The organism is Vibrio olivae (assembly GCF_042428525.1).
GTDB classification, from domain to species: Bacteria; Pseudomonadota; Gammaproteobacteria; order Enterobacterales; family Vibrionaceae; genus Vibrio; species Vibrio olivae.
Genome location: NZ_JBHMEP010000001.1, coordinates 1,329,690 through 1,349,786, shown reverse-complemented (window position 1 = coordinate 1,349,786; position 20,097 = coordinate 1,329,690). Strand labels below are relative to the sequence as shown.

Here is a 20,097-nt window from a genome sequence, read left to right as displayed (position 1 = left end):
ATCACAAATGACATTGCTGCGCGGCCAGTCCGTTATGGGCCGAGAGGGCAGATAAGCGAGTGGCGATGTCCCGGTCTAGATATTGACTGGGTTGATTGAGGTAGGCGGGATATACCGTCAATCGCTCTTTTAATCCATGACCTGCTCGTGCGCAGGTTTGAGCGAGTTGCTCGATTTGCGGCCAAGCACGTTCTGGATTGATGAAATCACGCGTTAGCGGGGAAATACCGCCCCAATCATTGATGCCGGCCTCTAAATAGTCCTGATGGTCCTGCTCGAGATTGGGCGGCGCTTGTAAGCTAATGCTTGGGTCCAAAATAAGACGAGCGGCAGCCAGGGTAAGCAACATATCTTGGCGAGTCGGCTCACAAGCGTTGGCCATTCCGGTGCCGGGTTTAGCGCGAAAATTCTGAATAATAACTTCTTGAATATGCCCATACTGTTGGTGAATACGATTGATGGCATACAGGCTATCGATGCGGCTTTGCCAATCTTCCCCAATCCCAATCAACAAGCCAGTTGTAAAAGGGATATCCAGTTTGCCGGCGGCAATGAGGGTATCTAGGCGGCGCTGCGGCGTTTTATCTGGGCAGCCATGGTGGGCTTGACCACGTTGCATCAATTTATCGGTGAGACTCTCAAGCATCATACCCATTGAGCCAGCAACGGGACGCAGCATCTTAAGCTCGTCATAGTTGAGGGCTCCCGCGTTAATATGCGGTACTAAAAGGCTGCTGTCTAATACCAACTGAGCCATGTCGCGAAGGTAGTCAAGGGTAGTGCGGTAGCCTTGCTGTGACAGCTTATCGCGTGCGAGTTGATAACGTTTTTCTGGGCGCTCTCCCAAACTAAAAAGAGCCTCTTTGCATCCCATGGCTTGACCTTTTACGACGGTACTAAGGACTTCATTGGGTGTCATCAAGTGCGCCTGCCCTGAATCGGGCGTTTTCACAAAGGTACAATAGCGACATGTATCGCGGCACATGTTGGTCAGCGGGATAAACACTTTTCGTGAATAAGTCAGAGTTGTCCCCCATTGGGTATCACGAATCACACGAGCTTGTTTGAGTAACTGCTGCTGTTGCTCAGGCGAAGCAAAGGGCAGTTGGTAAGCATCATCTTGGCTTAATGTGGTCATAACTCAATCCTTTGAGAAGCAGCAAATCCGTATGCGGCAAAGTTTTACCAATTGGTATGATTTTATTGTTAGCATGATTTTTACCATTTGGTAAAGTTAAAAAATGCATGTTTATTTTGGTGCTTTTATGGATCAAATTGGTGCTAAAAGTAACGAAAATGAAGGGAAGTGAGTGGAATTTGGTTCCATGCAAAATGAAGGCAAACCCACACTGAGAGTAGGTTTGAAAGCGATGGTTGATGGTGGTTTTTTGTACTTAGTGATTTAAAAATAAACCATGACGCCGATCACACTATGCAACCGATTACTGACGTTATGAACTCAGTAAAAAAATTATTTTGCGCCATTTTGGTGAGTTTTATAAATTTTTAATTGGACTTGGGAGCCACAATGCCGCGTAGAATCATTTGAGTAAGAAATTCGGTGGCATTGGCAAAGTCGTTATCATCAAGCTGATGTTTACTCATGACCAAGTGAATTTGCGCAGAGAAGTCAGCGTAAGTCTGGGTTGCCGCCCAAATCGAGAAAAACAAATGCTCAGGCTCAAAACAGCGTAGGTAACCGTTGTCAATCCACTCGCGTACCAACTCGATATCACGTTCAAACAGAGGCTTGAGGTTTTGTTGTAGGTAAGGTTTGATCATCGGTGCGCCTGAAATAATCTCTTGGGCGAACACTTTCGATGCGTCAGGATAATCCTGAGAGAGTTTTAATTTGCCGCGAATGTAGTTGGCAATCACGGTTTCTGGTGACCGGCTTTGGTCATCACTGAACGACATGCTTTCCAGCCACAAATTGACGATGTTTTGCAGGACGGTGCGATAAAGGATTTCTTTGGACGAAAAATAATAAATGACATTCTGCTTGGAAATGCCAATTTGTTTAGCAATTCGGTCCATTGACGCTCCACGATAACCAAACTCGGCGAAGACCTGTTCAGCACCACGCAGAATTCTCTGCTCCATTGCAATACGATTGGCCGATGGGGCCCCCGATTTGGTTCGACGCGAATTTGCAGGCAGAGAGGCAGAAGAGTTATCCATAGGTACATCCAACATCTAGATAATTTTTGTTTGTTCTAAGGCGCGAAGAAACTGTTGTACTAACCGCGTCGGCTTAGGTGACTTTCGGTGAATGGCCGTGAACTCGCAGTGATATGCAAACTTAGGATTATTCACCTGACACAGCATACCACCTTGTACCAGAGATTGGGCGAAATGATCGGGCAAAAATCCGAGGTAGCGTCCAGAACCAATCAATGTCGCGATGCCTTCTTGGTCCGTAGACCCGGCGTGTTTGATTAAGCCAAGGCGTTGACCGGTTTCCATATTAGGGCTACTGAAACTCAATCCTGCGTATGGCTGAGCGAGTACCTCCTCATCACTGACTGCCGTTCGTCGTTCAAAAAAATCATGCCCCTTGCCGCAGTACAAGTGCATTTGTTCCCCAAACAGCGGCGTGTAATGCAAGCTTGCAGAGCGGCGGTGGGGCGGAATGATGCCAACGTGATATTCGCCTTCCAGTACGCCTTTTTCGATTTCATTGACTGGAACCACATGAATCTCTATCAACACGTCCGGTGCTTGCTCCACGTAACGAGCGATGGCTTCATTGACGCGGCATTCGGGATTGGTGATGGTTTTATCAAACATGGCGATCACCAACCGACCTTTTAAGGTTTGATGCAAATCGTTGACTTGATGGCGAAAATCTTCCAGAGATTTGACCAAACGTTTGGCAGCATCGTAGATGTTTTCCCCTTCACTGGTTAGAGAAAATCCGGCTCTTCCCCGATGGCAAAGCACTAAACCAAGTCGTGTTTCCAAATCTTTTAAATGACGACTGATGGTAGAGCGGCCAATATTCAGCTCCATCTCTGCGGCACTCAAACCACCGCACTCAACGACGGCCATAAAGACTCGCAGCAGGCGAATATCGGCGTCGGTTAACTGTCCTAGTAGTGCTTTCATTGTTTCATAAACATCAATCTTTGATTCGATAAAATGTAATTTATCAAACAAAAAAACTTACATAAAGTGATTTTAAGCCGAGGAAACGGCGCTAAACAGCGAAGGAGCTAGGAAGCCATGGAAACACAAGTCACGCAGAAAGGACTCGATGCGTACTGGATGCCGTATACGTCCAATCGTCAATTCAAGGCGGATCCGCGTATGATTGTCGGGGCAAAAGGTGCGTATTACATTGATGATAAAGGCCGTGAGATCTTTGATGGATTGTCCGGGTTGTGGACCTGCGGAATGGGGCACAATCATCCCGAAATTGCTCAAGCTGTGGGCAAACAACTTAGTGAATTAGATTACGCGCCTGCATTTCAATTTGGTCACCCCAAGGCCTTTGAATTGGCGGAGCGATTAACCGAATTAACACCGCAAGGTCTTAACCGTATTTTTTACGTAAATTCAGGCTCAGAGGCGACCGATACCGCAACCAAAATTGCGCGTGCCTATTGGCGTGTCAATGGTCAGCCGACCAAAACGCGCATCATTGGCCGAGCAAAGGGGTACCACGGAGCCAGTTGGGGTGGGATTAGTTATGGTGGCATTGGCGGCAATCGTAAAATTTGGGGTCAAGCTATGGAAGCGGATCACTTGCCGCACACTTGGCAACCTTCTCAAGCTTTTTCTCAAGGCATGCCCAAAACCGGCGCAGAGCTCGCTGATGAGTTACTCGAACTGATTGCGCTGCACGATGCTTCAAATATCGCGGCGGTCATTGTTGAACCGATGTCAGGGTCTGCGGGCGTTATTGTTCCTCCCGAAGGGTATCTTCAGCGCCTTCGCGAACTATGCAGCCAGCACAACATTTTACTGATTTTTGATGAAGTAATCACCGGCTTTGGTCGTACAGGTAACTATTTTGCTTCACAAACTTTTGGAGTAACACCGGACATGATTTGTTCAGCCAAACAGATCACCAACGGTACCGTGCCGATGGGGGCGGTGATGGTTCAAGACGACATCTATCAGGCGTATATGGCAGCAGCTGGCGCGGCCCACAATATTGAGCTACCTCATGGATATACCTACTCCGGCCATCCAGTGGCCTGCGCGGCAGCGTTAACAACATTAGATTTACTTGAAAAACATCAATTTATTCCTCGTGTTGCGGAATTGTCTCCACATTTCGAGCGCGCGATCCATACCTTGAAAGGTGCTCAGCACGTTGTCGACATTCGAAACTTTGGTTTTGCTGCGGGTATTTCGATTGCGCATCGTGATGGAGACCCTGCAATCCGACCATTTGAGATCGCTCAGAAGCTGTGGCAAAGCGGGTTTTATGTGCGCTACGGCGGAGACACCATTCAACTTGGCTTGCCGTTTTGTACTGAACTTAATGAGATGGATCGTTTGGTGGACGCGATGGGAGACGCTATCAACAGTGTCTCGTGACCATCAAAGATACATGGTTTGGGTGGGTAATGAGCTAACGTGTTACCCGCCACAGAGTGAGTTAATCGTTCATTGGCATTGTGCTTGATACCGACAATGCATAACAACTAGGAAGAATATTATTATGAACCAAGGAATTGGTCATCTGATCAATGGCGAACTTTTGCATGACAGTGTCACAACTCAGCCTATTTATAACCCGGCGACGGGGAAAGAGTGCGGTCAACTGCCGATGGCCAGTCGAGCAGTGGTTGAGCAAGCGTTATCTGCCGCCAAACAAGCCTATCCCAGCTGGGCAGCAACACCGCCATCAGCGCGGGCGCAAGTCATGTATCGATTTAAAGAATTACTGGTCCAGCACCAAGATAAAATTTGTCAATTGATCACGCTTGAGCATGGCAAAGTGCTCAGTGATGCTAAGGGCGAACTGGCGCGCGGGATTGAAAATGTTGAGTATGCGTGTGGCATTCCTGAATTACTCAAGGGTGAACACAGTCGTCAAGTCGGAACCAATATTGACGCTTGGAGTGAGTTTCAACCTCTTGGAGTCGTGGTCGGGATTACGCCATTTAACTTTCCGGCGATGGTGCCTTTGTGGATGTGGCCATCTGCCGTGATGTGTGGCAACAGTTTTATTTTAAAACCCTCAGAGCGTGATCCAAGTTCGGTGCTTTATATTGTCGAATTAGCCCATCAAGCCGGGCTGCCCAAAGGCGTGCTTAACGTTGTTCATGGTGGGGTGGATGTCGTCAATCAGCTCATTGACGCTGCCGAAGTGCAGGCGGTGAGTTTTGTTGGGTCAACCCCGATTGCCGAAGCCATATACCAGCGTAGCGCTCAGCAAGGAAAACGTTGTCAGGCTCTGGGCGGAGCCAAAAATCACGCTGTGGTGATGCCAGATGCGGATTTGGATATGGTAACTAACGCGTTAATGGGGGCGGCGTTTGGGTCTTGCGGTCAACGTTGTATGGCGATCTCCGTCGCCGTCACCGTTGGTGATCACGTTGCCGATGCCTTAATTCGTCAGCTGACACCAAAAATCGAAGCGTTACAAGTGGGCCCGGGTACTGATGAAAGTAATGAAATGGGGCCAATCATCACCGCTGATCAAAAGCAAAAAGTCATTGATTACATCGATGAAGCGTGTACGCAAGGCGCCTCTTTGCGGGTAGACGGTCGCACCAAAACTGTGCCCGATTATGAGTCAGGGTACTTTTTAGGCGGCACTCTATTTGACAATGTCACGCCAGAAATGACGATTTATCAACAGGAAGTTTTTGGGCCGGTGCTTGTTGTCGTCAGGGTTAACACCCTAGAGCAAGCGATAGAACTTATTAACCAGCATGAATATGGGAATGGAACCTGCATATTTACTCGTGACGGAGAAGCAGGACGCTTCTTCTCAAATCATGTGATGGTTGGCATGGTAGGGATAAATGTGCCGTTACCTGTTCCAGTTTCTTACCACAGTTTTGGTGGTTGGAAACGCTCTCTGTTTGGCGATCTTCATGCCTACGGACCGGATTCGGTACGTTTTTACACTCGGCGCAAAGCCATTACCCAACGTTGGCCATCCCGGGGAGTGAAAGACGGCACGCAATTTTCTTTCCCAAGCTATTCCGAGGAATAGCACGCAATCTGGCGAGTCCGAACAGAACTCAATCAATGAGTCGGCGGCGCAGCCAGAATTTTTTTGCTCTTGAGTTTTACCATTTGGTAAATCTAGAGCCCTTACTTCGAGAATGTGCGTATTGGTCCCGGGTGAGCTGCTGTACCCAGCTCGGGGGGGAACGAACGGAAAACTCCGATTCGAACAGAAATAAAAGGATGTTATATGCAAGATTTACGAGTTAACGGAACGCGACTTTGGGATAGCCTAATGGAGATGGCTCAATTTGGCTTAACGGAAAAGGGCGGTTGTAATCGCTTAGCGGCAACGGAGCTAGATGGTAAGGCACGTGACCTATTTGTTCAGTGGTGTGAGGCGTGCGGTTGCACGGTGAGCTATGACTGCTTTGGTAATATCTTTGCGCGCCGAGAAGGCAAAAATAACGATTTGCCAGCGGTTGCGACCGGAAGTCACCTCGATACTCAGCCGACGGGCGGTAAGTTTGATGGCGTATTTGGCGTACTGGCTGGAGTAGAAGTGCTGCGCACGCTGCATGAAAACAATGTTGAAACCGAAACGCCAATGGAATTTACCGTTTGGACCAATGAGGAAGGCTCTCGTTTCCAACCTGCGATGCAAGGTTCGGGGGTGTACGTTGGGCGTTTTGACCTTGAAACAGAGCTTAATAAAACTGATGTCAACGGTATTCGCCTGAAAGATGAACTAGAGAAAATTGGTTATCTGGGCGAAGCTCAGCCTGGCAGTCGTCACTTTGGTGCTTTTTTTGAAACGCATATCGAGCAAGGGCCAATTCTTGAAGATCAACAGAAGACCATTGGTGTTGTGCGCCTAGGGCAAGGCATTCGCTGGTACAACGTCACCATTAAAGGCCAAGAAGCCCACTCAGGAACCACGCCGATGTACCTGCGCAATGATGCTATGGTGGCCAGTGCGAAAATTATGGCAGAAGTGGAAGCCATCGCGCACCGTTATGACAACGGTCTCGGCACGGTTGGCTTCGTGCAAGTATACCCCAATTCACGCAATGTCATACCCGGCGAAGTGACGTTTAGCGTCGACTTACGTAACCCCAACCCTGATGTGCTCAAAGAGATGGATGAGGTTTTTCAATCCTACTGCCAAAGCGTCGCCGCAGAGCGCAATATCAGCGTCGATATCGATCATTTCTGGTACTTCGCGCCAGTCGAATTTAGCGCTTCAGACGATGTCAAAAAGGCGACCGATGAACTTGGCTATTCCAATATGGATATCTACGCCGGTGCAGGTCACGATGCCTGTTATATGGCAGACCTTGTGCCAACAGGCATGATTTTCACACCTTGTGAAAATGGTATCAGTCACAACGAAGTTGAAAACACCGCACCTGAGGAGTGTGAAGCGGGAGCAAATGTGTTGCTGCATACCATGTTGGCCGCCAGCAAACGGATTGCTGAGCAACAAGAAACGCTTTGCGAGTCTGCAAGCTGATCACTGATGCAAATGAAATGACTCAATTGGATGAGGAAACGATCATGGATACCAAAATACAAAAAGTGGGTGATTTTTATGAGCTCGATGTCGGGCAGGATTTAATCCAAAGTAAAAATTTCAATGATGATTTGGCTCCCACTAAAATCAAAGAACGTACATGGAGCAAATACAACGTGGCCGCGCTGTGGGTCGGCATGTCGATTTGCGTGCCCACTTACACATTGGGTGGCGTATTGACTGCCTATTTCGGATTATCAGTACTAGAAGCCTTGTTTACGATTCTTATCGCTAACCTTGTGGTACTGATTCCTTTAACCTTGAATGCCTTCGCAGGGACGAAATATGGTTTGCCTTTTCCGGTACTGCTACGCTCTTCGTTTGGCATTTTTGGCTCTAATGTACCGTGTCTGATTCGCGGTTTGGTTGCATGCGGCTGGTTTGGAATTCAAACCATGTTCGGTGGCTTAGCCATACACTTGATGTTGTCAGAAATCTCGTCAGGCTGGCAAAGCCTTGGCGGTGCGGGGGAAGTTTATGGCTTCTTTATTTTCTGGGCGCTGAACATTGGGGTGGTGCTAAAAGGGTCTGAATCCATTAAGTGGCTTGAAACACTGGCAGCGCCGTTACTGCTTGCGGTTGGGGTTGGCCTTATGATTTGGGCAAGTGGTCATGTGTCGGTGGGAGAATTGTTGGCAACGCCTGCAAGCCGTCCGGAAGATGCGGGCTTTGCCAGTTACTTCTTCGCTGGATTGACGGCTATGGTTGGGTTCTGGGCGACACTCTCTCTAAACATTCCAGACTTTAGCCGCTATGCTAAATCACAAAAAGATCAAGTGGTTGGGCAAATTTTGGGCTTACCGTTGACCATGTTCTTCTTTGCCGCGCTTGGCGTGGTGTTAACCGCAGCCTCTGAGCCGCTGTTTGGGCAAACCATCTCTGATCCCATCACCTTAATTGGCCAAATTGATAGTCCGTTTTGGGTCTTTGTGGCCATGGTCCTGATTGTGATCGCCACATTGTCTACGAATACGGCGGCCAACGTTGTCTCGCCAACCAACGACTTCCAAAACATTGCACCTAAATACATTAATCACACGCGTGGCGTTTTATTGACTGGCGTGATTGGTATTTTGCTGATGAGTTGGGAGTTGATTAAGAAAATGGGCTGGGTTGAATCGGATGTCAGTGTTGAAGCCATGTACTCCAATTGGCTTCTTGGCTATTCAAGCTTACTTGGCCCCATTGCTGGGATCATGATTGTTGACTATTTCCTAGTGAAGAAGCAGCAGTTAGATGTCATTGCACTGTACAAAGAAGACGCGTATCCGGCGATTAATGTGGCTGGCTTCGTTGCATTCTTTGTCCCTGTGCTGTTTACCATCATGGCGATCAGCTTTGATGTGATGACTTGGTTTTATAACTATGGCTGGTTTACCGGCGTCGCCTCAGGCGCGGTCATTTACTACCTTGTGTCACAAGTACAAACCCAGCCGGTGATGTCGACATCAGGCTTTAAAAAAGCATAAACATGGATGAAAAAGCGAATAGGCGCATCTCGCCTATTCGCTCAAAGAGGGAACACAATGAAACTACTCATTCAAGGCGGCACAGTCGTCACTCATGATCAAACCTATGTTGCCGATGTCTATTGCGTCGATGGCAAAATTGAACAAATTGGATTGGATCTCAACATTGGCGAAGTCGATGACGTGGTGGACGCCACCGGCAAGTTAATCATGCCAGGTGGTATTGATCCTCATACTCACATGCAACTGCCATTTATGGGAACCGTTGCTGCTGATGATTTTTCTTCAGGCACAGCCGCGGCGCTGGCTGGTGGCACCACGACGATCATCGATTTCGTGATTCCCGCGCCGCAGCAACCATTAATGGAAGCCTACCACCAGTGGCGTGACTGGGCAGAAAAAGCGCAATGTAACTACTCATTCCATGTGGCCATTACTTGGTGGGATGATTCTGTGCACGCCGATATGAAAACCCTTGTGGAAGACTATGGTGTTAACAGCTTCAAGCACTTTATGGCTTATAAAAATGCCATGATGGCCACGGATGATATCTTAGTGAATAGCTTTAGTCGTTGCTTGGAACTGGGGGCTATCCCAACGGTACATGCTGAAAATGGTGAGTTGGTTTATCACCTTCAACAGCAACTGATGGAAAAGGGGATCACAGGCCCTGAAGCGCATCCAATGTCACGACCAGCCAAAGTGGAAGGCGAAGCGGCAAGCCGCGCGATCAATATTGCGGGCACGCTGGGTGCGCCGATCTATTTGGTGCATGTGTCGGTAGAAGACTCGGTTGAAGCGATCAAGTATGCAAAAAATAATGGCCAAATAGTGTTTGGTGAATGCCTTGCGGGTCATTTAGTGGTGGATGATAGCGTGTATCAATCCAAAGATTGGGATGTGGCTGCCGCGCATGTGATGAGCCCGCCGTTTCGTCCCAAAAAGCACCAAGAGGCGCTGTGGAATGGGCTACAAAGCGGCGTTCTGCAAACCACCGCAACTGACCACTGCGCCTTTTGCGCGGAACAAAAAGCGATGGGGAAAGACGATTTTACCAAAATTCCCAATGGCACCGCAGGTGTGGAAGAGCGTTTGATGGTGTTGTGGGAAAAAGGGGTGAATCAAGGCCGTTTGACACCGAATGAGTTTGTGGCAATCACATCGGCTAACACTGCGAAAATCTTCAATCTTTTCCCAAGTAAAGGCAGCATTACGGTTGGTGCAGATGCCGATCTCGTGGTTTGGGATCCGAATGCTCAAAAAACCATTTCTAGCCAAACTCATTACTCGAAAATCGAACACTCGATCTTTGAGGGCATGACCGTCAACGGAATGCCGGATACCACGATTTGTGCAGGTAAAATTGCATGGCAACAAGGTTCACTCAAAACCGCACCGGGTGATGGTCAATATGTTAAACGCAGCCCGTATGCTGGTTATTATCAAAGTCAACTTAAGCGTAATGAGTTGGCTGAACCTCACGCGGTAGAGCGTTAATTTCCTCCCTGTGACTATGTAGAGATACGAATTATTTATCTCGCCCGATGCTTGTGATAGGCATCGGGTCTTTTTGCTGTTTGCGATTTTTATCTGCAGTTGGTTAATCTCTCGGCACTGTTTCAATTTCTTTGACCTAGAACAGGTTGGGCATGGCCTCTTCGAGCTACAAAGCTAATGAAACTTAAGTCTTTTTTCTAAACTCTGATACTCAAAAATCACGCAAGCTGACAGTGTGAGCGGCTCGTCATATTGCAACGCTAAGATTGAGTTCGCAGTGGCAAAAGCTAGTATTAGTCTGGTGGACCAGAGGGAAGGAAATTACGTGGAATTAGAGATTTATCAAGTTGATGCGTTTACTAGCCACGCATTTAAAGGAAACCCTGCAGCGGTATGCATTACGGAAAATGGGCTCGATGAGGCGCTGATGCTGAAAATTGCCAGTGAAATGGCGGTGTCAGAAACCGCGTTTTTGTCGCTCAGTGATTGGCGTTTACGATGGTTCACGCCGCAAACCGAAGTGGCGCTTTGTGGCCATGGCACTCTCGCGACTGCGCACGTTTTGCGTAAGAAGGGATTGGCGCATGAAGGCGATATTTTGGCCTTTCATACTCAATCTGGCATCCTCAACGCAACGATTTTAAGTGATGCGATTGAGCTGGATTTTCCTACTCCCCACCTTGTTCAGTGTGTTGACCCTGATCCGGCGTTGTTAGGCGCGCTGGGTTTGACACGCTCACAGGTTGTTGATAGCTATAGCTTTGAAAGTAAATTGATGCTGGTTGTTGAACGTTCGGAAACGGTACATGCCATCGCTCCTAATTATGAACAGCTAAAGCAATTAAAAGGTCGAGGCGTGGTGGTTTCGGCTCAGTCAGAGCAGCCAGAGACGGATATTGTTTCGCGCTATTTTGCGCCCTGGGTTGGCGTTAATGAAGATTACGTAACCGGTTCTGCGCATTGCGCCTTAGCCGCATATTGGTCAGAAAAGCTGAATAAAGCAGTACTTTGTGGTTATCAGGCCTCTTCTCGCGGTGGTGTTATCAATATGGAACTGCAGGGTAATCGACGCATCAAATTAAGTGGGCAAGCGGTGATTGTTGTGCATGGAAAATTGTTGATCCCACCGAGTGATCGCTAGGTACTATGCGTTTTGTGCATAGAGTAAATGTCAAAGTTTCATTTTTTTCATGTTTTAGCTATGACTACAATTGCCGTGGTTAAACTTTATCGAATTACACACGTCATCTCATGACGATATGGAGAACAGAATGTTTAATGCTCTGATTTTAAACCAAGAAGATAAACGTACCATTGCAAATGTTGAGCAGATCGAGACTGCGCAATTACCCGAAGGTGATGTGTTAGTTGAAGTTGATTACTCATCACTCAATTATAAAGATGGTTTGGCGGTTACCGGAAAAGGAAAAATCATTCGTCAATTCCCGATGGTGCCTGGCATCGACTTTACCGGGACTGTCGTCGAGTCAGCGAATGAACGTTATCAAGCCGGTGACCAAGTGGTCCTTACCGGTTGGGGCGTTGGTGAAAATCACTGGGGCGGCATGGCGCAAAAGGCACGTGTAAAATCAGAGTGGTTAGTCCCTTTAACTGAAAAACTCAATGGCAAACAAGCGATGATGGTCGGAACGGCCGGATTTACCGCCATGCTATGTGTTCAAGCCATCCTTGATGCGGGCATCACCCCCGATGCAGGTGAGATCTTAGTGACAGGCGCGAGTGGCGGTGTGGGCTCTGTCGCGGTTACCTTACTCAACGAATTGGGCTATCAAGTTGCGGCGGTAACAGGGCGCGCGGCTGAAAATGGCCCACTGCTTGAACAACTGGGCGCCAAACGCGTGATTGAGCGCAGTGAATTTGAAGAGCCTGCACGTCCGCTTGAAAAGCAAGTTTGGGCTGGTGCTATCGATACGGTGGGCAGCAAAGTCTTGGCAAAAGTTCTTGCACAGATGGATTACAACAGCACCGTCGCTGCCTGTGGTTTGGCGGGTGGCTTTGATTTACCGACAACCGTGATGCCTTTTATTTTGCGTAACGTACGTTTACAGGGCGTGGATTCCGTGAATTGTCCTTATGAGAAGCGTGTTGCGGCGTGGGATAAGCTGGCTTCGCTGTTACCGGCAAGCTATTTCCAGCAGGCTTGTTCTGAAATTACTTTAGAGCAAGTTCCTACATTCGCTGAATCGATCACTCAAGGCCAAGTGACTGGACGTGTGGTGATTAAGTTATAATCTGGCTAGATTAAACCAGTAAATAGCCATGGTATCCTAATGCCATGGCTTTGTTATCCGTCATCAAATCAGGTTTCCAGTCCCATATCTTCAATGCGCTTTGCAATCAAACGCCCACACTCCTGACTCAGGGTTTTTCGAAGCCACGCTTGGGCTGGTGAATGGTCGCAGCGTGGATGCCAAATCATCGAATAGTCAAACGCCGAGAAATCAAACGGCAGTGGTTTTACCACTAATCCGTAACGTTCGCCGACCAAGTAAGCTAAGTCGGCAGGGACAGTAATGATCAGTGGCATCGTTTCAACTATCGCCAGTGCCGTTTCCAAATGATAAGCGCGAAGTACCATGCGTCGTGAGGGCTGTGTCGCTAGGGCATTATCGATTAATGCTTTGACACCGTCACTGATGGCAATCATCGCATGCGGATACGATAAATAGTCATCAAGAGTCATGGCTTGGTTGGCGATAGGATGCTGCTTTGATACCAGACACATGACACCAACGCGGCCTAAAAACTCACTACGTAATGGCGCGAATTGTAGCGTTGGGCGACAAATCGCTAGATCAGCTCCTTCATGGCTGAGTTGTTCAGCAAGCTTGTTATGGCGAAGTGGAATCAGTTCAAGGGACAGGTGGGGAGCCTCTTGATAAATTCGAGGTAGAGCAAAAGGCAGTATAGTTTGCATCGCATAATCGGTCGTGGCGACTTTGAAGGTTTGACTGCATGTCTTGGGATCGAATTCGTTTGGTGACAGTAAACCGAGAATTGACTCCAGCGGTTGTTGCATTGCTTGATTGATCTCTAACGCTTTTTGGGTGGCAACTAGGCGCTGGCCTTGACGAGTGAATAACGGGTCATCTAACAACTCGCGTAGTCTCGCGAGTACTCGGCTCATTGCAGACTGACTTAGGTTTAAACGCTCGGCAGCTCGGCTGACACTGCATTCTTCAATCAGTACCCTTAGTGCTACAAGCAAATTTAAATCGCGGCGATAGATATCTTCAAGTTTCATGACGGCTTTACGGCTGGGATGATGTACGCAGTGTAACCAATTTCTCGACCAAGCGAGTAGTGTTTATGAATGAAGGTTATTCGTTAATTCGATATCTATTATAAATAATTGGAAGTTTTTGAATAACGCAGGCTCGCGTAGTATAGCTGTCATCATCTTAGGTGTGTAAGCACCAAACGATAAAGCGAAGAAGTGAAAAGCGGCTGACGCTTCTATCCTTGTGATTGCTCACGATGCACGTTAAGTGATTCATCGTTATGGATGGCATTTTAGTCATTAAATTTGAAGAATAAAGAGGTGTTTATGTCGGCTCTATTTGAACCGTTTACATTAAAGTCTGTCACTCTGAAGAACCGCATCGCGGTGCCGCCTATGTGCCAATATAGTGCTGAAGATGGCTTGGTCAATGACTGGCACCAAGTGCATTATGCGGGTTTAGCCCGTGGTGGAGCAGGTTTAGTGATTGTTGAAGCGACAGCCGTATCACCAGAAGGGCGCATTTCGCCTAACTGTTTAGGACTGTGGAATGAAGAACAAGCCAAAGGCTTGGCAACGATTGCTCAATCAATTAAAGATAATGGCAGCGTACCGGGTATTCAAATTGGTCATGCGGGTCGTAAAGCAAGCGCAAATGCTCCGTGGAAAGGCGATGATCATATTGACTCTGCCGATCCTCAAGGCTGGGATACTATTTCCCCATCGGCCGTTGCATTTGGTGCCAATCTACCTAAACAGCCAAAAGCGATGACCGTTGAGGATATTCAACGTGTTAAACACGATTTTGTTCAAGCGGCGATTCGTGCTCGTGACGCGGGCTTTGAGTGGTTAGAATTGCATTTCGCCCACGGCTACTTGGCGCAAAGCTTTTTCTCCGTTCATGCCAACCAGCGTGATGACCAATATGGTGGTAGCCCAGAAGGTCGTGGTCGTTTCTTACTTGAAACATTAGAAGCTGTGCGCGAGGTATGGCCTGAAGAGTTGCCATTAACTGCACGTTTTGGGGTGATTGAATTTGATGGACGTGATGAAGAAACATTGCAGGAAGCCATTGAATTAACCAAACAGATGAAGCAGCGCGGGCTCGACATGCTGAGTGTTAGCATGGGATTCTCGACTCCGGACGCACAAATTCCTTGGGGGCCAGCATTTTTAGCCCCTATCGCAGAACGTGTTCGCAAGGAAACCGGGTTACCAGTAGCCTCAGCATGGGGCATTGATAAGCCGCAAGACTCAGAACGTGTTGTGGCAGAGCAGCAACTTGATGTTGTCATGATTGGGCGTGCGTATTTGGCGGATCCTCATTGGACTTACCGTGTTGCCAAACAGTTAGGTATTGAGAAACCATCGTGGACATTACCTGCGCCATATGCACACTGGTTAGAGCGTTACGCGTTAGCCGATTAATGCGCAGCGTATGCTAGTATAAAAGCCCGGCCAACGAGCCGGGCTTTTACTTTAATGATGTTGAGTAGCCAGAACTTTATTATGAATTTACTTCATCGCGACCTGAATTTACTGTTGATTTTTCATGTGCTTTATCAGGAGCAAAATGCATCTCGAGCGGCTGAAATACTTGCTATCAGCCAACCTGCGCTGAGTCATAAACTGAATAAACTTCGCCATGAGTGGAACGACAGTTTATTTGTTAAAGCGCCTCGCGGGTTAACACCAACGCCAAAGGCTCACTCCATCGCGAAGCAGATTAATCAATTGGTGCCCAACCTTGAGCGTTTTTATTCTGCTCACATTGAGCCGCATTTTGAACAACGTGATGACCGCATCTATATCTACACGACTGATTACATCGAGCAGCTTCTCTTTCCTCCTTTGCTGTGCCGAATTCGAAAATGTGCACCCAATGTGACGGTGATTACGCGTAACACGCGAGGCGTTTTACCGAGAACCGAATTAGAAAAAGGGCAATGTGATCTCGCCATTGCGGGCTTTTTTAAGCAGCTACCCGATACTTTTCGTCAGCAATCATTAATGAATCAACCGTTTGTGGTTTTAGCCAATACCCAAAATCAACATATTCGTGACGAGCTTGATTTGGAAAGTTATTTAGCCAGTGAGCACCTAGTGACTACATTAACTGGGGATCTTAATGGTGTGATTGATCAGCTGCTCAATCAACTTGGTCGCCAGCGCCGAATTATGGCCGGATTGTCGAGCTTTCTTGTTCCCAGCCAGATTATTGCTGACGGTGAATGCCCGAATCTAGTGGTGACCTGTTTACAGAGTTTGGCAAAGCAAGCTATCGAACGAGAGCCTAAACGCTTAGTCGTACATGAGTTGCCGCTAGAAATTCCCACCGTGACCATTTCCCAAGTGTGGCACGAGCGAACGCATGCTGACCCACTGCGTAAATGGCTGCGTGAACAAATCAAAGACATTTTGAGCTGCGTGTAAAGCGCGCTTCAATTACCAACATGAGTTGATATTTCTATGTTCATCGCGATTAGTGTATTCGTTCACATATTCAGCAATTTATGAACAGGGCGAAAAAGCCGTGTCTATTATTAAACTTAAGAGTGATACCTCGAAGTTTGTAATCGACCGAATGTGCTTGGAGTCGCCATGAAAAGAGACTTTTTACATCTTGCCTCGATAGTCCGCTCAGTGCTTGTCGTACTGGGCGGGCTGTTATTTTCCCTACATGTTCACGCAAAGTTTATCGCGGTATCAGTGAGTGCCGAAGATAACTTTCGGAATTTGATCACAGCGAGTATTGAAGCCACGGTCGACCGCCGCGGTGATGAAATCTACATTGATTCCGCCTCTGGGGATTTTGATATCCAATATAAACAGGTACAGCGCTATGTCGACGTTGGGGCCGATGCGATCATTGTATTATCAGCAGGAAACCAGGAGCAAAACTTAAAGTTACTCGAGTTCGCTAAGCAAGTGCCTATGGTGTTTGTCAATGTGGAGCCACTAAAGGATTTAAACGCTTTGCCTGACAACAGCGTTTATGTCGGTTCGAATGAAGAGCAGTCAGGCACGATGGAGATGGAAGAATTAGCCCGACTAGCGGGGTATGAAGGAAATGTGGCGCTATTGATTGGTGAGCCAAACCATCCTGCGGCCAAGGTCCGAACTCAAGATGTCAAAAATGTTTTGGCCAAATACCCCAATATGAATTTGGTCAAAAGCGAAACGGCCAATTGGCAGCGCAACCAAGCGTATAAGTTAGTTACCGAGTGGGTGAAAGAAGGGGTTGATTTTAAAGTACTGGTGGCGAACAACGATGAAATGATCCTTGGTGGGATTATGGCTCTTAAAGACGCGGGTCAGAATCCTAAACCTTATTTAACCGGCGGAATTGATGCCACGGCGGACGCGTTACTGGAGATGCAAGCGGGCAACTTGGACGTCACTGTACTTCAAGACGCAGAGAGCCAAGGTGTGTCTGCTGTCGAGGCCGCTTATCGACTTATGAATGGAACGCAACGCGAGAAAACCGTATGGATTCCGTTTCGTTTAGTGACACCAGAAAACTACCAACAGTTCATGAAGTAATGGGTGGTTCATTCCCTTATCGAGTGGTCCAGTTTGATATATTGAGGATGCATTTATGTCTTTAGTTCAAAGAATTGTCGGTGGATTTTTGATCCTGCTGTTGGCGCTTCTTACCATTGTCATTGTTAGCTATGTTTCGATCTCCAAAATTCAGGAGGACTTGAATCAGGTTACCCATGAGACGCTGCCCGTTTCACAGCGAGCCAATAATATTAAAATTGATGTTTTACAGCAAAATGAACGCGTAATGTCGATTTTTAGTGTGTCGAATCCTGAGGTTGTTGATGAGTTAGAGTCAGAGTTTAAGGAATTTAATCAGCAAGTGACGCAAACTTTAGCGTCGATACCAACACATGTTATTGAATCCAATTCGGTGCTCAAAACTGAACTGGCGATGATACAAAAGGTGAGGGCGGCGTATGTCGAACAGGCGAATCAGCTGTTCAATTTGCAGCGCAGTGATCTCGAGGTGAACGCTGAAATCAATGCTCAGTTGAGGATCATGAGCAACATTGAACGCCGGCTCACTTACTATCTTAACAAATATTCGAAACGCGCTTATTTAGGGCAAGACTTTACGTTGACGATGCAAGGTCTTGACCGTGAAGTAAAACAAGTGCTCACGGCTTTCAACAGTTACTTGGTCAATGGGAATCCGCAAGCTTTGGTCAACGGTATTGAAGGGATGGATGTGGTGATTGAGAAACGCTTCCAACAGATTCAACAAATTGACGGTGATATTGGCAAGCTATTTAGTCTGATGTTAGTGCCACTGCTGAGTGAGCTACGTGATGATGATGGCTTATACAAACTTTATTTGCTTGATGATAAAAACAACAAACAGATTGCTGAGCTTTTAGTTCAGACCAAGCAAAGCATCGATTCGCTTCTCACATCGGTCAATAAGTTTGTTGATCAATCTCGCGGTATCGTTCAGCAAGCGCAGACCAATACCGATGGTAATATTGGTGTGATTAAAAAAACCACAATCACTGTTAGCGCTATCGCACTTGCGATCGCGATTATTCTGCCGCTATGGATTGCAACATGGATTCGCAAAATGCTCGGTCAGTTCCGTGAAGCATTGATGACCATGACGAAAGGGGATTTGAGTGTCGAGTTTGAGCATTCGGCGAAAAATGAGTTTGGAGAGTTGGGCGGCTATTTGAATAATCTCGCTGAAAATCTACGTAATGTATTTAGCTCACTTAATATCTCAGCAGGTGAATTGACCGATGTCGCCGATCGTAACGCCCAAATCAGTGACAGCACCACTCAAGCGGTGTCGCATCAGCGGCATTTGCTTGAAACGACAGCGTCAGCGATGACGGAAATGGAATGTTCGGTCGCCGAAGTGGCGCAGCGAGCACAAGATACAATGATGGCCGCTGAGCAGGCGAATGAGCAGGTAACCGAGGTTGGGGTCAGCATTAAACAGGCGATCAGTAATATTAAAGAACAAGCGGAGCAGATAGAAAAAACGTCGAAAACAGCAATTGAGCTGAATGAATATGGCCGCAAAATAGATAGCATTATCGAAACGATTCAAGATATCGCGGAGCAGACAAATTTACTTGCGCTTAACGCGGCGATAGAAGCAGCTAGAGCGGGTGAGCAAGGAAGAGGGTTTGCCGTGGTGGCAGATGAGGTGCGAAACTTGGCGAGTCGAACCAAAAAGTCGACCGAAGAAATCCAAAACATGATTGAGATAATGCAACGATTAATTCAAGCGGTTGTCGAGACTATTAATGTTAACGTCAGCAAGAACGAATCGAATGTGGCGGTGGCAGAGCAAGCAGGTGATGGTCTGACTCGCATGAGTAAAGTCATTGGTGAAATCGTCGAAATGAATATGCAGATTGCTACGGCTACCGATGAACAAAGCACCACAGCTAAAGAGATCAGTGCCAGTGTTGTGCATATTAGCGATTCGGCAGAGCAAACCGCTGAAGGAGCGAAAGAAAATACACAGTCGAGTCAAAGCTTGAAAGAGCAATCCATCAAACAGCGCCAGCTAATCGATCAATTTAAGGTGTAAGTTATATATACGCTTAAGCGCATCGCCTCAGGGTAATTAACTCAGAGGCGATGACGTACCCTTTGTCGATGTCTCACTTAATTCTTTAAAGAACAGGATTATATATACCGAGTGGTACTAAAGTTTAAATTCGTAAACCTTAGTACTGTTCGCTCTTCTATCCCTCAACGCGTTTTTTTACGTCATTCAGACTTTTCGTATATAGCTTAAGGTTATGTACCGACATTAAATTCTTGCTATCTGGTTATAATTAGATAATTAGATAATTAGATAATTAGGCTAGGTATATGATGGCAAAATGGTGGGAAAGCGAACGGGATTTTTTGCTCAAAATGTGCACGTTTTGGTTTTTTTATGACGACCAAAATCACATAAAAACCGCAATTATACGCAACTTGTTAGGTGATGGAATTCACGTTTTTACTGTATTTTCAACATCTATCGCGTGAAATGTTCGCTTAGTGTTAGAGGTAGTGGTAGATTTGTCGATCGTTATTTAGCACAGAATGCTACAAACTAGTCGTTCGCTAGATAATCAGGCACGTCTCTCTATCTGCAATGGATTACATATTCTGATTCACTGCAAAATATCGATATTTCGATA

The 20,097-nt window shown here is 47.0% G+C and carries 15 protein-coding genes; 11 read left to right on the top strand and 4 right to left on the bottom strand.

The genetic code is table 11. The annotated features are described in order from the left end of the window. Position 1 precedes the first annotated feature (1 nt). The 3 genes from cofG to ACFFUV_RS06140 form a co-directional block, all read right to left on the bottom strand. On the bottom strand, positions 2 to 1,138 hold the full coding sequence (cofG, locus tag ACFFUV_RS06150) for a 7,8-didemethyl-8-hydroxy-5-deazariboflavin synthase CofG (RefSeq protein ID WP_390190509.1): 1,137 nt from the start codon (positions 1,136 to 1,138) through the stop codon (positions 2 to 4). Positions 1,139 to 1,506: 368 nt separating this feature from the next. Continuing rightward, a complete protein-coding gene (locus tag ACFFUV_RS06145; protein WP_390190508.1) occupies positions 1,507 to 2,181 on the bottom strand; it encodes a TetR/AcrR family transcriptional regulator in 675 nt (224 codons plus the stop codon). Positions 2,182 to 2,196: 15 nt separating this feature from the next. Further along, positions 2,197 to 3,108, bottom strand: coding sequence for a LysR family transcriptional regulator (locus ACFFUV_RS06140; protein WP_390190507.1), 912 nt, complete (start codon positions 3,106 to 3,108; stop codon positions 2,197 to 2,199). Between the two features lie 117 nt (positions 3,109 to 3,225). Here ACFFUV_RS06140 and aptA point away from each other — a divergent pair, with 117 nt between their 5' ends. From aptA to acuI, 7 genes are all read left to right on the top strand, one after another. Beyond that, the gene (aptA, locus tag ACFFUV_RS06135) at positions 3,226 to 4,548 is read left to right on the top strand and encodes an omega-aminotransferase AptA (RefSeq protein ID WP_390190506.1); all 1,323 of its coding nucleotides are present in this window, start codon (positions 3,226 to 3,228) and stop codon (positions 4,546 to 4,548) included. 124 nt (positions 4,549 to 4,672) lie between these two features. Continuing rightward, on the top strand, positions 4,673 to 6,178 hold the full coding sequence (locus tag ACFFUV_RS06130; protein ID WP_390190505.1) for a CoA-acylating methylmalonate-semialdehyde dehydrogenase: 1,506 nt from the start codon (positions 4,673 to 4,675) through the stop codon (positions 6,176 to 6,178). A gap of 204 nt (positions 6,179 to 6,382) precedes the next feature. Then, positions 6,383 to 7,645 carry a Zn-dependent hydrolase gene (locus ACFFUV_RS06125; RefSeq protein WP_390190504.1) on the top strand — a complete coding sequence of 421 codons (1,263 nt, stop codon included), beginning with the start codon at positions 6,383 to 6,385 and terminating at the stop codon, positions 7,643 to 7,645. A gap of 44 nt (positions 7,646 to 7,689) precedes the next feature. Then, positions 7,690 to 9,174 carry an NCS1 family nucleobase:cation symporter-1 gene (locus tag ACFFUV_RS06120; RefSeq protein ID WP_390190502.1) on the top strand — a complete coding sequence of 495 codons (1,485 nt, stop codon included), beginning with the start codon at positions 7,690 to 7,692 and terminating at the stop codon, positions 9,172 to 9,174. A gap of 57 nt (positions 9,175 to 9,231) precedes the next feature. Next, the gene (hydA, locus tag ACFFUV_RS06115; RefSeq protein WP_390190501.1) at positions 9,232 to 10,671 is read left to right on the top strand and encodes a dihydropyrimidinase; all 1,440 of its coding nucleotides are present in this window, start codon (positions 9,232 to 9,234) and stop codon (positions 10,669 to 10,671) included. Positions 10,672 to 10,996: 325 nt separating this feature from the next. Next, on the top strand, positions 10,997 to 11,812 hold the full coding sequence (locus ACFFUV_RS06110; protein ID WP_390190500.1) for a PhzF family protein: 816 nt from the start codon (positions 10,997 to 10,999) through the stop codon (positions 11,810 to 11,812). 130 nt (positions 11,813 to 11,942) lie between these two features. After that, complete coding sequence (gene acuI / locus ACFFUV_RS06105) at positions 11,943 to 12,923, top strand: acrylyl-CoA reductase (NADPH) (RefSeq protein ID WP_390190499.1); 981 nt, start codon at positions 11,943 to 11,945, stop codon at positions 12,921 to 12,923. 68 nt (positions 12,924 to 12,991) lie between these two features. Here acuI and ACFFUV_RS06100 read toward each other — a convergent pair whose 3' ends face one another. Then, positions 12,992 to 13,936, bottom strand: a complete 945-nt coding sequence (locus ACFFUV_RS06100) for a LysR family transcriptional regulator (RefSeq protein ID WP_390190498.1) — start codon at positions 13,934 to 13,936, stop codon at positions 12,992 to 12,994. A 303-nt stretch (positions 13,937 to 14,239) separates the two neighbouring features. Here ACFFUV_RS06100 and ACFFUV_RS06095 point away from each other — a divergent pair, with 303 nt between their 5' ends. From ACFFUV_RS06095 to ACFFUV_RS06080, 4 genes are all read left to right on the top strand, one after another. Next, positions 14,240 to 15,340 (top strand): NADH:flavin oxidoreductase/NADH oxidase, encoded by a 1,101-nt coding sequence (locus ACFFUV_RS06095; RefSeq protein ID WP_390190496.1) that lies wholly within the window; start codon positions 14,240 to 14,242, stop codon positions 15,338 to 15,340. A gap of 81 nt (positions 15,341 to 15,421) precedes the next feature. Further along, entirely contained in the window at positions 15,422 to 16,345 is a 924-nt protein-coding gene (locus tag ACFFUV_RS06090; RefSeq protein ID WP_390190495.1) for a LysR family transcriptional regulator, read from the top strand. A 168-nt stretch (positions 16,346 to 16,513) separates the two neighbouring features. Then, on the top strand, positions 16,514 to 17,455 hold the full coding sequence (locus ACFFUV_RS06085) for a substrate-binding domain-containing protein (protein WP_390190494.1): 942 nt from the start codon (positions 16,514 to 16,516) through the stop codon (positions 17,453 to 17,455). 55 nt (positions 17,456 to 17,510) lie between these two features. Further along, positions 17,511 to 19,493 carry a methyl-accepting chemotaxis protein gene (locus ACFFUV_RS06080; protein ID WP_390190492.1) on the top strand — a complete coding sequence of 661 codons (1,983 nt, stop codon included), beginning with the start codon at positions 17,511 to 17,513 and terminating at the stop codon, positions 19,491 to 19,493. Positions 19,494 to 20,097: the final 604 nt, after the last annotated feature.